This window comes from Nocardioides sp. W7 (genome assembly GCF_022919075.1).
Taxonomy (GTDB): Bacteria; Actinomycetota; Actinomycetes; order Propionibacteriales; family Nocardioidaceae; genus Nocardioides.
Window position 1 is genome coordinate 1,177,465 of the sequence record NZ_CP095078.1, and the last position, 12,809, is coordinate 1,190,273.

Sequence of the window (12,809 nt, forward strand, 5' to 3'; positions counted from 1 at the left end):
GCTCAGATCCGCCGCGACTGGGCGGCGACCGACGCGGCGACGGAAAGGTCGGGTTCGACCACCGGCGCCCGGTGCTCGCGGAGCACGACGAGGCTGCGGTGGCCGAGCTGCAGGACGGCGCCGGCCTCGAAGGTGCCGTCGTCGTCGGCCGAGCCGGCGGTGTCGATGATGACGTCCCAGGCGTCGGAGTACTCGGCCGGCGGCAGGGTGACCTGGGCGTCCCCGTCGGCGTTGAAGTAGAGCAGGAAATGGTCGTCGAGGATCGTCTGGCCGCGGGCGTCCTTGCCGGCGATGCCGTGCCCGTTGAGGTACATGCCGATGGCCTGGGCTCCGCCGGTCCAGTCCTCGTCGACCATCGGCCGGCCGTCGAGGTGCAGCCAGACGATGTCGTCGAGCCGCTCGCCCTCACCGCTGCGCACCTCCTCGCCGGTGAAGAACCGCTTGCGGCGGAAGGTCGGGTGCTGGGCGCGCAGCCGGACGATCGCCGCGGTGAACTCGATCAGCGGCCCGTCGGCGTCGTCCCAGTGCACCCAGCTGAGCTCGGAGTCCTGGGCGTAGGTGTTGTTGTTGCCCTGCTGGGTGCGGCCCAGCTCGTCGCCGTGCAGGATCATCGGCACGCCCTGGCTGAGCAGCAGGGTGGCCAGCAGGTTGCGCTGCTCGCGGGCCCGGAACGCCTGGATCTCGGGGTCGTCGGTGGGTCCTTCGACCCCGTGGTTCCAGGACCGGTTGTGGCTCTCGCCGTCGTTGTTGTCCTCGCCGTTCGCCTCGTTGTGCTTCTCGTTGTACGACACCAGGTCGCGCATGGTGAAGCCGTCGTGGGCGGTGACGAAGTTGATGCTCGCGAACGGCCGGCGCCCGGAGCGCTCGTAGAGGTCGGAGGAGCCGGAGAGCCGCGAGGCGAACTCGCCCAGGGACGGCTCGCCGCGCCAGAAGTCGCGGACCGTGTCGCGGTACTTGCCGTTCCACTCGGTCCACTGCGGCGGGAAGCCGCCGACCTGGTAGCCGCCCGGGCCGACGTCCCACGGCTCGGCGATCAGCTTCACCTGGCTGACCACCGGGTCCTGTTGCACGAGCTCGAAGAACGTCGCCAGCCGGTCGACGTCGTAGAACTCGCGGGCCAGCGCGGAGGCCAGGTCGAAGCGGAAGCCGTCGACGTGCATCTCGGTCACCCAGTAGCGCAGCGAGTCCATGATCAGCTGCAGCGAGTGCGGGTGCCGCACGTTGAGGGTGTTGCCGGTGCCGGTGTAGTCCATGTAGTAGCGCTCGTCGTCCTCGACGAGCCGGTAGTAGGCCTCGTTGTCGATGCCCTTGAAGCTCAGGGTCGGACCCAGGTGGTTGCCCTCCGCGGTGTGGTTGTAGACCACGTCGAGGATCACCTCGATGCCCGCCGCGTGCATCGCCTTGACCATGGCCTTGAACTCCTGGACCTGCTGGCCCAGACCCTGGCCCGCGCGGGTCGCGGTGCTGTAGTCCTCGTGCGGCGCGAAGAAGCCGAGGGTGTTGTAGCCCCAGTAGTTGCGCAGCCCCTTCTCCAGCAGCGTGTTGTCCTGGACGAACTGGTGCACCGGCATCAGCTCGATCGCGGTGATCCCGAGCTTCTGCAGGTGCGCGGTGATGGCGGGGTGCGCGAGGCCGGCGTACGTCCCGCGGATCTCCTCGGGGACGTCGGGGTGCAGCTGGGTCAGCCCCTTGACGTGCGCCTCGTAGATGACCGAGTCGTTGTAGGGGATGTTGAGGCGGCGGTCGCCCTCCCAGTCGAAGAACGGGTTGATGACGACGCCGTGCGTCATGTGCGGCGCGGAGTCCTCGTCGTTGCGGGAGTCCTCGTCGCCGAAGGTGTAGGAGAACAGGCTCGGGTGCCAGTCCAGCTCGCCACTGGTCGCCTTGGCGTAGGGGTCCAGCAGCAGCTTGTTGGGATTGCAGCGCAGTCCCTGCTCGGGGTCCCACGGGCCGTGCACGCGGTAGCCGTAGCGCTGACCCGGCTGCACCTGCGGGAGATAGCAGTGCCAGACGTAGGCGTCGACCTCGGTGAGCTCCAGGCGGGTCTCGACCCCCTCCGCGTCGAACAGGCACAGCTCGACCCGTTCGGCGACCTCGCTGAAGAGGGCGAAGTTGGTGCCGGCGCCGTCGTACGTCGCACCCAGGGGGTACGCCTCGCCCGGCCAGATCTGCAGCTCGGTCTCCGGCTCGGCGTCAGTGATGGTCGAGCTAGGGGTTCGATCGTTCAAAACATCACCTGCGGCAATCACGGCGGGGAAGGGGGGACGCCCCGGAGTACCCGAACCGGGACGTCCGCAACTCCGTGCACAGCCCTCAGGAGAGCGGTGTGTCGGACAGCACCTCGCCGTCCGCGGCGTACGCCGTCGCCCTGGCCGCGTCGACCTCCGCCTCCGTGAGCCCGTCGGGCAGCCAGAACATCGCGAAGCCACCGCCGACCGCCGCATCGAACGACTCACCCGCGACCTCGACGCTGACCCGGTCGACCTGCGGCGAGACCTGTAGGACGCCGACGCCGTCGCGGGCGGGGGAGTCGAGCGTGGCGTGGGAGAAGGTCCAGGTCACGAGGTCGGCGTGCGTCCCGTCGCGCAGATCCTTCAGCCGCCCGGTCACGGCGCTGCGCGGCTGCAGGCGGTCCGCCTCGCCGCGGAGGGCGCAGATGCCGTAGTGCTCCTCACCGAGGTAGACGGCGACGGTGTCGCCGTCGCGGCGGTCGGCGGCCACCGGCGTCGCCGTCGCCACCTCGAACCCGAAGTCGCGCAGCTCACTGCCGCACACGCGGCCCACCACGGTGGCCAGGCCGGGCTCCAGGTTCACCATGGCCGGTCCCCACGCGGCGTACGCCGACGGGGCGAGCGGGGTGCTTCCGGGCGGCATCAGGACCGAGGCGACGACCGCTCCGACCACGCCGACGGCGGCGACGCCCCCGAGCGCGGAGGTACGGCGGCGCCGGCGGATCCGGTCGCCGCGCGCGACGATCGCCGCCGCGGGCCGGTCCATCGTCAGGTGCGCGGTGCCGGCCGCGAGCTGGTCCTGCAGCTCAGTGGAGTCGTTCATGACTGTGTCCTCTCGGAGTGGGTGAGGTGCGAGCGGAGCGTCGCGATCGCCTTGTGGAGCTGGGAGGCGACCGTGCCGGGAGCGATGCCGAGGTGGTCGGCGGTCTGCTGGGTGCTGAGGTCCAGGAGGTAACGGAGCACCACCACGTCACGCTGCCGGGGCGGCAGCCGATGCAGGGCCGTCATCAGGTCCGTCCGGTCCGCGGCGTCGGCCTGCACCCCGTCCGGCGGCGTCGCCGTCGGCGCCTCGCGCCGCCGGCGCCGCCACGACGAGATGGTGGCGTTGACCGCCGTGCGGACGACCCAGGCCTCGGGCCGCTCCAGCGTGCGCACCTTGCCCCAGTGCGACCAGGCCCGGGCGAAGGCCTCGGCCACCGCCTCCTCGGCCTCGTCGGGACGCAGTCCGGACGCGACCACGGCCCGCAGGCACCGGTCCCGGCTCGTCAGGTAGAACCGGGTGAATTCGCTCTCGCTCACACCCAGACGACGCACGAGCGCCATGATCGCTTGCCTCTGCCGCGAGATTCGTGGGAACTCCTCGGCACGTTTCGCGACCGTCGCGTTCCGATGCCGCGAGGTGGTGGGGGCAACCGTGCCCCGACCTGGTTACCTGCCAGTAGGATCGCCGTCATGAAGCGCGAGATCTACGACGAGGACCACGAGGCGTTCCGGGCATCGGTCAAGGAGTTCCTCGACCGGTCGGTCATCCCGCACGTCGAGCAGCACGCCGCCGACAAGGCCATCCCGCGGGAGTTCTGGCGGGAGGCCGGCAAGCAGGGCCTGCTCGGCCTGGAGATCCCCGAGGAGTACGACGGCGCCGGCGCGGGCGACTACCGCTTCAACGCCGTCCTGCTCGAGGAGTTGAACAAGGTGAACGCGGCGCTCGGCTCGTGCGTGGGCATCCACGCCGACATCACCGCGCCGTACCTGGTCGAGCTCGGCACCGAGGAGCAGAAGAAGCGCTGGCTGCCCGGCGTGGCCGCCGGCGAGATCCTGCTCGCCATCGGCATGACCGAGCCCTCCGGCGGCTCGGACCTGGCCGCGCTGAAGACCACCGCGGTGCGCGACGGCGACGACTGGGTCATCAACGGCTCCAAGACCTTCATCACCAACGGCTACTCCGCCGACCTGGTGATCGTGGCCGCCCGGACGTCGCCCGAGAAGAAGGCCCGCGGCATCACGCTCTTCGCCGTCGACACGACCGCGCCCGGGTTCAGTCGCGGCCGCAAGCTCGACAAGGTCGGCCAGGACGAGTCGGACACCGCCGAGCTGTTCTTCGAGAACCTTCGGGTGACCGACGCCGAGATCGTCGGTCAGCTCGACGGCGGCTTCATCCACATGATGCAGAAGCTGCCGCAGGAGCGGCTCGGCTGCGCGATCAGCAACGTGGCGCACGCCAAGCAGATCCTCGAGGAGACGATCCAGTACGCCAAGGACCGCAAGGCGTTCGGGCAGTCGATCGGCAACTTCCAGCACAACAAGTTCCTGCTCGCCGAGCAGGTCACCGCCATCGAGGTCGCCGAGGCGTTCATCGACCGCTGCGTCATCCAGCACAACGCGGGCGCGCTGTCCCCGGTCGACGCCGCCAAGGCCAAGTGGTGGAGCTCGCAGGTCCAGAACGACGTCCTCGACCACTGCGTCCAGCTGCACGGGGGCTATGGCTTCATGAACGAGTACCGCGTCGCCCGCGCCTGGCGCGACGCCCGCGTCTCCAAGATCTGGGCCGGCTCCAACGAGATCATGAAGGAGCTCATCGGCCGCGAGCTGGGCCTGTAGCACGCACCTCGCGGCGTTGTCGTCGGTCGACGGCCACCAGCAGGCCGCCTTCCCTCCTCCGCCTGGCGATGCACGCACTCCAGGCCCAGCTCGTCTCGACTTCGCCCAGGAGTGCGACGATGCCGTGGTGACCGACGCACAGCCGCTGCACACGTGGCGCCACGCCGACGAGCCGCACGAGACCGGGCTCAACAACCGCCTGAACTGGCTGCGTGCCGGCGTCCTCGGCGCCAACGACGGGATCGTCTCGACCGCGGGCATCGTGATGGGCGTCGCCGGCGCGACCACCGACCGCAACGCGATCCTGGTGGCAGGCGTGGCCGGACTGGCGGCGGGTGCGCTGAGCATGGGCGCGGGGGAGTACGTCTCGGTCAGCACCCAGCGTGACTCCGAGCTCGCGCTGCTGGCCGAGGAGCGGCGCGAGCTCGCCGAGGAGCCGGCCGACGAGCTCGCGGAGCTCGCCGCGCTCTACGTCGACCGCGGTCTCACCGAGGACCTGGCGCTCCAGGTCGCCGAGCAGCTCACGGCGTACGACGCCCTCGGGGCGCACGCCGAGGTCGAGCTCGGCATCGACCCCGACGACATCACCAGCCCGTGGAACGCCGCGATCGCGTCGACACTGTCTTTCACGCTCGGGGCGCTGCTGCCGCTGCTCACGATCACCCTGGTCGTCGCCGACGCGCGGATCTGGGTCACCGTCGTCTCGGTCCTGCTCGCCCTGGCCCTGACCGGCTGGGCCAGCGCGAGGTTCGGCTACGGGCCGACCGGTCGCGCGGTGGTGCGCAACGTCGTCGGCGGTGCGTTCGCGATGGCGATCACCTACGGCGTGGGGTCGCTGCTGGGGACGCAGGTCTGAGAGCGCTCCGTCACGGTCCCGCTCCCACCTCGCCCGCCTCGGCGTGATGGTCGGCGGCACGCAGCGCCTGCACCGCGGTCTCGACCGCGCGGAGGGTGTGGGGTACGGCGAACCGATGCTCCGACACCCGGTGCATCCGGACCCGCACCTGGGTCGGCGGCGCGGTGTCGAGCGTCTCCAGGTCGACGGTCGCCCGGAATCCCCAGGTGGCGAAGCGCGGTATCCAGTGGATGTCCACCGAGTCGGCCACCTGCTCGCGCAGCCAGGAACCGGCCCGCAGTCGGGCGCGGCCAGGGGTGCGCTCCTGCACCTGGAAGCGAGCGGCGACGAAGGCGTCGACGAGGGCCGCCACGGCCACCTCGGACGGCGCGGACGTCGTGACCGTGAGGGTGGGGGTCCAGTAGTGGTGCGGCTTGAGCCGCCGTTCCCTGTCGCGCATGTCCTCGCAAGCCTCGGCCGATCGTCGGCCGCACCTCGGCCCGGGAGCCGTACTCTGCCCAGGGTTACGCCGAGGCAATCGTGCGGGTCGTCCACGAGCGCCGACCTGTCGGACCCCAGGGACGGCCGAGCCATCAGCTCTTCGGCGCCCGCCCGGCCCGCCCGCGCCACCGGGCATCCCGGTGGGCGGCGACCAACGACACCACGGCCAGCGAGAGCACCGGCGTGACCAGGAGCGCCCCGCCCAGCCACCGGGCGCCGGACTCGGTCCGGGGGCCGCGTCGAGCCAGCGGATCGGAGACGACGTCCGGAGCCACCAGCGCGGTGAGCGAGAGCGCCAGCCAGAACCCCACGCAGGTCGCGGCCACCAGCCACCCGAGCGGGCGCCACCAGCGCTCCGGACTCAGGAAGAACGCGGACAGTCCGCCGAGGGCGAGGGTGGCGACGCCCAGGATCAGCCACATCGCCGGGTGGTCGGGCCCGTTGCCGAGCACGGTGCCGAGGGCCAGGCCGACCAGCAGTGCGACGGCGCTGACGGCGTAGAGCCAGCCGTAGAGACGGGTCACGGCGCCGGAGGTCTCGGCGCACCCATCCGGCGCAGCGAGTCCACCAGCTCCTCGGCCGGGACGGAGTCGTCGTGGCGCAGCTTGGTGAGCACCGACGTGGGCAGCACGTCGAGCCCGCGCACCTCCTGGTGCAGCCGCTCCATCGTGGTGTCGAGGGTGAACGCCGTGTCGGCCGCGTCGCGCAGGCCGTCGAGCAGCTCGGCCGGGATCTCGCGGCGGTACTTGTAGTAGATCTTGTGCTCCAGACTCGCCCAGAAGTCCATCGCGACCGTGCGGAGCTGGACCTCCACCACGACCGGCACCACCCCGCCGGACAGGAACACCGGGACCTCCACCAGCACGTGCAGGCTGCGGTAGCCGTTCGCCTTCGGCTCGACGATGTAGTCGCGGACCTGGATCGTCCGGATGTCGCCCTGGGCGGTCAGCAGGTCGAAGACCTGGTAGACGTCGGAGACGAAGCTGCAGGTCACCCGGACGCCCGCGATGTCGGTGACCCGCTGGCGGACCTCGTCGTAGGCCGCCGGCCCCTCGAGGTCGATGCCCTTGCGCTCGATCTTCTCGATCAGGCTCTCGTGGGTCTTGAGCCGCGAGGTGACGTTCTCGATCGGGTTGTAGTCGTGCAGGTGGGTGAACTCGTCGCGCAGGATGCTCAGCTTGGTGACCACCTCGTCCATGCCGAACTTGTGCTCCAGAAGGAACCTGCGGAACTCGTCGTCCCAGAGCGCCACGGTCACCCGGCCAGCGTACGCACGGAAACTGGCAGGTCCCTGTGCCCCCTCCCGGCCTAGGATCCGGGCGATGCGGATGTTCGCGGCTGTGGTGCCACCCGAGGAGGTCGTCGCCGACCTCGACGCCTTCCTGGACGTACGACGCGCTGCCGGCCCGTTCCGCTGGGCACCGGTCGAGCAGCTGCACGTGACCGTGGGGTTCTACGCCGACGTGCCGGAGCGGTCGCTCGACGACCTGGTCGAGCGGCTCGGCCGGGCCGCGGGCCGGCGTACCCCCTTCGAGACGCGGGTGGCCGGCGGCGGCGCGTTCCCGCACGTCGCCGGAGCTCGGGTGCTCTGGGCCGGACTGGTCCTCGACGACGAGGCGCGCACCGAGCTGGACCGGCTCGCGACCGGGGCCCGCGCGGCGGCGAGCCGGGCCGGCGCCGTCGTCGACGGCCAGCGGTTCCGCCCGCACGTGACGCTCGCCCGGCTGCGCCACCCCGACGACGTCAGCGACTGGGTGAAGCTGCTCGACGGATACGCCGGCCCCGCGTGGCCCGTCGACCGGCTGAGCCTGGTCGCGTCGTACCTCGGCGAGGGCCCGCGCGGCCGGCCGCGCTACGAGACGGTGGCCGAGCTCGCGCTGGGCTGAATCGCCGCTCCCGGCGCCGCGTGTTCCCGGCCCCCGGCGTCGGCGCCATGGCCTAGGTTGACCGGGATGAGAATCGCGGTCGTTCGGGAGACCCGTGAGGGTGAGGCGCGGGTCGCGCTGGTGCCCGAGCTGGTCGGCAAGCTGACGGCGCTGGGGTACGACGTGGACGTCGAGCCCGGCGCCGGTCGTCGCGCGCTCATCAGCGACGAGGAGTACCTCGACGCAGGCGCCGGCATCGACGACGCCGCCCTCGCCAACGCCGACCTGGTCGTCGCGGTGCAGCCGCTGACGCCCGAGCAGGTCCGCCGCCTGCGCGAGGGCGCGGCCACGGTCTCGTTCCTGCCGACCACCCAGGAGCTCGGCCTGGTCGCCGACCTGCGCGACGTCGGGGCCACCGCGTTCGCGATGGAGCTGGTGCCGCGGATCTCGCGGGCCCAGAGCATGGACGCGCTGTCCTCGCAGGCGCTGGTCGCCGGCTACCGAAGCGCGGTCGTCGCGGCCGGGATGCTGCGCCGCTTCTTCCCGCTCAACATGACGGCCGCCGGCACCGTCCCGCCCGCCGAGGTCGTCGTGCTCGGCGCCGGCGTGGCCGGGTTGCAGGCGATCGCGACGGCCCGCCGGCTCGGTGCCGTCGTCAAGGCGTACGACGTCCGCCCGGCCGCCGCCGAGGAGATCCGGTCGATGGGGGCGCAGGCGATCGACCTCGACCTCCCCGCGCTGGACGGGGCGGGCGGCTACGCCCGCGAGATGACCGAGGACCGGGCGGCCCGCCAGATGCAGCTGCTGGCGCCGTACGTCGCGGCCGCCGACGCCCTGATCACCACCGCCGCCGTGCCGGGGCGCATCGCGCCGGTGCTGGTCAGCGCCGCGATGGTGGAGGCGATGCGGCCGGGCTCGGTGGTGGTCGACATGGCCGCCGAGAGCGGTGGCAACGTCGAGGGCGCGGTCGCCGGCGAGGTGGTCCGGATCGGCAACGCCCAGGTCTGGGGCGGGCGCAACGTCGCCGCGCAGATGCCCGGTCCGGCGTCCCGGCTCTACGCCCACAACATCGTCCAGCTCATCACCCTGATGACCGCCGACGGCGTCCTGGCGCCCGACCTCGACGACGAGATCCTGGCCGGCTGCTGCGTCACCCGCGCCGGCCGGATCCTGCACGAGCCGACCCGGCTGCTGGTGGAGGGACCGTGAGCGTTCCATGAGCGAGCCCGTCGTCTGGTTGACGATCTTCCTGCTGAGCGTGTTCGTCGGCGTCGAGGTGATCGCGAAGGTCTCCTCGACCCTGCACACCCCGCTGATGTCGGGCGCCAACGCCATCCACGGCGTGATCCTGCTCGGCGCCGTCATCGTGACCGGCTCCACCGAGAGCACGGTCGCGCTGGTCGTCGGCCTGGTCGCGATCGTGCTGGCCGCCGTCAACATGATCGGCGGGTTCGTGGTGACCGACCGGATGCTGCAGATGTTCGTACGCCGCAAGCCGGGAGGCGGGAAGTGATCCCCACCTGGGCCCAGCTGGTCTACCTGGCCTGCGCGATGGCCTTCATCCTCGCCCTCAAGGGGCTCGCCGGCCCGCGCACCGCCCGGATCGGCAACCTGATCGGCGCCGCGGCGGCGGTCGTCGCGGTGGCGACGCCGTTCTTCTACCTCGAGCTCGACCACGTCCCGCTGATCCTGGCGGCGGTCGCGCTCGGCTCGGCGATCGGCGTCGTCGGCGCGCGGCGCGTGCAGATGACCCAGATGCCGCAGATGGTGGCGCTCTTCAACGGGGTCGGCGGCGGGGCCGCGGCGCTCGTCGCGCTGCTCGAGCTCCAGGAGCTGGGCCCGCACGCCGACGACGTCGGCTGGTTCACCCTGGCCGCGACGGCGTTCACGATCCTCGTCGGCTCGGTGTCGTTCGCCGGCTCGGCCGTCACCTTCGCCAAGCTCCAGGAGCTGATGACCTCGCGGCCGGTCGTCTTCCCAGGACTGCCGGTGTTCTTCGCGCTCGCGGTCGTCGCCGGGATCGTGCTCGGCGTGCTCGTGGTGACCGACCCGGGCATGTCGGTCGGTATCCCGCTCGCGGCCCTCGGACTGCTGCTCGGCGTGCTGCTGGTGCTGCCGGTCGGCGGCGCCGACGTACCCATCGTGATCTCGCTGCTCAACGCCTTCACCGGCCTGACCGTTGCCGCGGGCGGCTACGTCCTCGGCAACGTCGTCCTCCTCGTCGCCGGCACCCTCGTCGGTGCCTCCGGCACCTTCCTCACCCTGCTGATGGCCCGGGCGATGGGCCGCTCGGTGTCCAACATCCTCTTCGGGGCGCTGAGGGGCGGCTCGACCCTCGGCGCGGGCGAGGCCTCCGACCGGCCGGTGCGCAGCGCCGGGCCCGAGGACGTCGCGATCCTGCTCGGGTACGCCGAGCGCGTCATCATCGTGCCTGGCTACGGCCTCGCGGTCGCCCAGGCCCAGCACACCCTGCGCGAGCTGGTCGACGTGCTGCTCACCCGCGGCGCGCGAGTCGACTACGCGATCCACCCCGTCGCCGGCCGGATGCCGGGACACATGAACGTGCTGCTCGCCGAGGCGCAGGTCCCCTACGACCAGCTGGTCGAGATGGACGACATCAACGGCGAGTTCAAGCACACCGACGTGGTGCTCGTCGTGGGCGCCAACGACGTGGTGAACCCCGCCGCGAAGACGACCCCCGGCGCCCCGATCTACGGCATGCCGATCCTCGACGTCGACGAGGCCCGCCAGGTGGTGTTCCTGAAGCGCTCGATGCGGCCCGGCTTCGCCGGCATCGAGAACGAGCTGCTCTTCGACCCGCGCACCTCGCTGCTCTTCGGCGACGCCAAGGACTCGCTCGCGAAGGTGCTCAGCGCGGTCAAGGCGCTGTAGTCCTGGCGCGTCCTGGCGCCGGGGTCCTGCTGCGGCTTGAACCTGCGACGGCTGAGCCAGCCGCCGGACTCACCCGCGCCGGTCGCCGAGCCCGGACTCAGCCCGCGATGCCGTACATCCGGTCGCCCGCGTCGCCGAGCCCGGGGACGATGTAGCCCTTCTCGTTGAGCCGCTCGTCCATCGCGGCCGTGACGACCGTGACCGGGACGTCGAGGCCCTCGAGGTCCTTCTCGAGCCGCGCGCAGCCCTCGGGCGCGACCAGCAGGCAGATCGCGGTGATGTCGTCGGCGCCGCGGTCGGTGAGGAACCTGATCGCCGCGGCGAGGGTGCCCCCGGTGGCCAGCATCGGGTCGAGGACGTAGCACTGGCGGCCCGACAGGTCGTCGGGAAGTCGCTCGGCGTACGTCGAGGCCTCCAGCGTCTCCTCGTTGCGCACCATGCCCAGGAAGCCGACCTCGGCCGTGGGCAGCAGGCGCATCATCCCGTCGAGCATGCCGAGCCCGGCGCGCAGGATCGGCACCACCAGCGGCTTGGGCGTCGCGAGCTTCACCCCGGTGGCGGGGGAGACCGGAGTGACGATCTCGACCCGGTCGACCCGGACGTCGCGGGTGGCCTCGTAGGCCAGCAGCGTCACCAGCTCGTCGGTCAGGCTCCGGAACGTCGGGGAGTCGGTCCGCGCGTCTCGCAGCGTCGTGAGCTTGTGGGAGATGAGGGGGTGGTCCACGACGTGGGTACGCATACGCGAATCCTAGGGGAACAGCAGGTCAGGGGGTTCGCAAAGGGTTGGCTCCCGAGGCCGTGGTCTGACAGTCTGGAGACCCACTCCCGTGGATGTCGTGCAGGACCGGAGGAGCGCCATGGTCGACCAGTTCGACGACGTGGACTTCGCGATCGCGGCCTTCCGGGAGGACGACGTCTGGACCGTGCAGGAGCTCACCCGCCACCACCTCGTCGACGTCGAGACCCTGGCCGACGCGCTGCGTCGGCTGCCGGGCGACTCCGGCGCCGTCGCCATGGTCGCGATGGACGAGGACTTCTTCGTCGTCGTCCGGGTGTCCGGGCCCACGACCCGGGTGCTGCTCTCCGACGTCACCGCCGCGGACGAGTGGGACCTCGCCGCCTCCGCGGTCGACTTCCTCGGCCTGCCCCAGCCCGAGGACGAGGACGAGCAGGTGCCGGCCGGCGACCTGGAGCTGCTCGCCGACCTGGGCATGCACCCGGTGGACCTCGGGGTGCTGCTCGAGGACTTCGACCTCTACCCCGACGAGATGCTCTCCGACATCGCCCGCCGGGTCGGGTTCGGCGAGCTCTTCGACGACGTCGTCGGCCTGACCTCGGCCTGACCGAGGGCCTGAACCCCGCCGACGTTCGACCGACCCCGGTCACGCCTACGCTGGTCCGGTGCCGCACGACCGTTGGCGCGAGCCGATGCTCGCCGCACTCGCCGAGGCGCGAGCCGCGCTCGCGACCGACGACGTACCCATCGGCGCCGTCGTCGTCGGTCCCGACGGGGCCGTGCTCGGCACCGGCCGCAACGTGCGCGAGGCCGAGGCGGACCCGACCGGGCACGCCGAGGTCGTCGCCCTGCGCGCCGCAGCCCGGGCGCGCGGCGAGTGGCGGCTGGACGGCTGCACCCTGGTGGTGACCCTCGAGCCCTGCACGATGTGCGCGGGCGCCGCCGTCCTGGCCCGGGTCGACCGGGTGGTCTTCGGCGCCCACGACCCCAAGGCGGGCGCGGTCGGCAGCCTGTGGGACGTCGTCCGCGACCGGCGCCTCAACCATCGTCCGGAGGTGCTCGCCGGGGTACTGGCCGAGGAGTCCGGCGTGCTTCTGGACACGTTCTTCCGCTCACACCGAGGCTGAGAGCCGGGTGTTCATCCCTCATTC

The 12,809-nt window shown here is 71.7% G+C and carries 15 protein-coding genes; 8 read left to right on the top strand and 7 right to left on the bottom strand.

Annotated elements, in window-relative coordinates; all coding sequences use genetic code 11:
* Positions 1–2: 2 nt before the first annotated feature.
* The 3 genes from glgX to MUB56_RS05635 all read right to left on the bottom strand — a co-directional run bounded on the left by glgX (position 3) and on the right by MUB56_RS05635 (position 3,530).
* The gene (gene glgX / locus MUB56_RS05625; RefSeq protein ID WP_244932357.1) at positions 3–2,174 is read right to left on the bottom strand and encodes a glycogen debranching protein GlgX; all 2,172 of its coding nucleotides are present in this window, start codon (positions 2,172–2,174) and stop codon (positions 3–5) included.
* A 139-nt stretch (positions 2,175–2,313) separates the two neighbouring features.
* Positions 2,314–3,054: a hypothetical protein gene (locus MUB56_RS05630; RefSeq protein ID WP_244930923.1), complete on the bottom strand. Its 741-nt coding sequence runs from the start codon at positions 3,052–3,054 to the stop codon at positions 2,314–2,316.
* The gene (locus MUB56_RS05635; protein ID WP_244930924.1) at positions 3,051–3,530 is read right to left on the bottom strand and encodes a SigE family RNA polymerase sigma factor; all 480 of its coding nucleotides are present in this window, start codon (positions 3,528–3,530) and stop codon (positions 3,051–3,053) included. The genes MUB56_RS05630 and MUB56_RS05635 overlap by 4 nt, the downstream gene beginning before the upstream one ends.
* 153 nt (positions 3,531–3,683) lie before the next feature.
* Between MUB56_RS05635 and MUB56_RS05640 the strand changes: the two genes are divergently transcribed.
* Positions 3,684–4,829: an acyl-CoA dehydrogenase family protein gene (locus tag MUB56_RS05640; protein ID WP_244930925.1), complete on the top strand. Its 1,146-nt coding sequence runs from the start codon at positions 3,684–3,686 to the stop codon at positions 4,827–4,829.
* A gap of 127 nt (positions 4,830–4,956) precedes the next feature.
* Complete coding sequence (locus MUB56_RS05645) at positions 4,957–5,685, top strand: VIT family protein (RefSeq protein WP_244930926.1); 729 nt, start codon at positions 4,957–4,959, stop codon at positions 5,683–5,685.
* Between the two features lie 10 nt (positions 5,686–5,695).
* Here the strand turns inward: MUB56_RS05645 and MUB56_RS05650 are convergent, their stop codons facing one another.
* From MUB56_RS05650 to MUB56_RS05660, 3 genes are all read right to left on the bottom strand, one after another.
* Positions 5,696–6,124 carry a hypothetical protein gene (locus tag MUB56_RS05650; RefSeq protein ID WP_244930927.1) on the bottom strand — a complete coding sequence of 143 codons (429 nt, stop codon included), beginning with the start codon at positions 6,122–6,124 and terminating at the stop codon, positions 5,696–5,698.
* Between the two features lie 133 nt (positions 6,125–6,257).
* Positions 6,258–6,689 (bottom strand): hypothetical protein, encoded by a 432-nt coding sequence (locus tag MUB56_RS05655; RefSeq protein ID WP_244930928.1) that lies wholly within the window; start codon positions 6,687–6,689, stop codon positions 6,258–6,260.
* Positions 6,686–7,423, bottom strand: coding sequence for a GTP pyrophosphokinase family protein (locus MUB56_RS05660; protein ID WP_244930929.1), 738 nt, complete (start codon positions 7,421–7,423; stop codon positions 6,686–6,688). Before MUB56_RS05660 ends, MUB56_RS05655 begins: the two co-directional genes overlap by 4 nt.
* Before the next feature lie 64 nt (positions 7,424–7,487).
* Here MUB56_RS05660 and thpR point away from each other — a divergent pair, with 64 nt between their 5' ends.
* From thpR to MUB56_RS05680, 4 genes are all read left to right on the top strand, one after another.
* Positions 7,488–8,051, top strand: coding sequence for an RNA 2',3'-cyclic phosphodiesterase (gene thpR / locus MUB56_RS05665; protein ID WP_244930930.1), 564 nt, complete (start codon positions 7,488–7,490; stop codon positions 8,049–8,051).
* Positions 8,052–8,117: 66 nt separating this feature from the next.
* Entirely contained in the window at positions 8,118–9,239 is a 1,122-nt protein-coding gene (locus MUB56_RS05670) for an NAD(P) transhydrogenase subunit alpha (RefSeq protein ID WP_244930931.1), read from the top strand.
* A 7-nt stretch (positions 9,240–9,246) separates the two neighbouring features.
* On the top strand, positions 9,247–9,543 hold the full coding sequence (locus tag MUB56_RS05675; RefSeq protein WP_244930932.1) for an NAD(P) transhydrogenase subunit alpha: 297 nt from the start codon (positions 9,247–9,249) through the stop codon (positions 9,541–9,543).
* Positions 9,540–10,922, top strand: coding sequence for an NAD(P)(+) transhydrogenase (Re/Si-specific) subunit beta (locus MUB56_RS05680; protein WP_244930933.1), 1,383 nt, complete (start codon positions 9,540–9,542; stop codon positions 10,920–10,922). The genes MUB56_RS05675 and MUB56_RS05680 overlap by 4 nt, the downstream gene beginning before the upstream one ends.
* A gap of 97 nt (positions 10,923–11,019) precedes the next feature.
* Here MUB56_RS05680 and upp read toward each other — a convergent pair whose 3' ends face one another.
* A complete protein-coding gene (gene upp, locus MUB56_RS05685) occupies positions 11,020–11,661 on the bottom strand; it encodes a uracil phosphoribosyltransferase (protein ID WP_244930934.1) in 642 nt (213 codons plus the stop codon).
* 118 nt (positions 11,662–11,779) lie between these two features.
* On the opposite strand from upp, the gene MUB56_RS05690 reads away from it, so the two are divergent.
* Together MUB56_RS05690 and MUB56_RS05695 are read left to right on the top strand one after the other, a co-directional pair.
* Positions 11,780–12,265 (top strand): tRNA adenosine deaminase-associated protein, encoded by a 486-nt coding sequence (locus MUB56_RS05690; protein WP_244930935.1) that lies wholly within the window; start codon positions 11,780–11,782, stop codon positions 12,263–12,265.
* Between the two features lie 85 nt (positions 12,266–12,350).
* Positions 12,351–12,785, top strand: coding sequence for a nucleoside deaminase (locus MUB56_RS05695; RefSeq protein WP_244932358.1), 435 nt, complete (start codon positions 12,351–12,353; stop codon positions 12,783–12,785).
* Positions 12,786–12,809 lie beyond the last annotated feature (24 nt).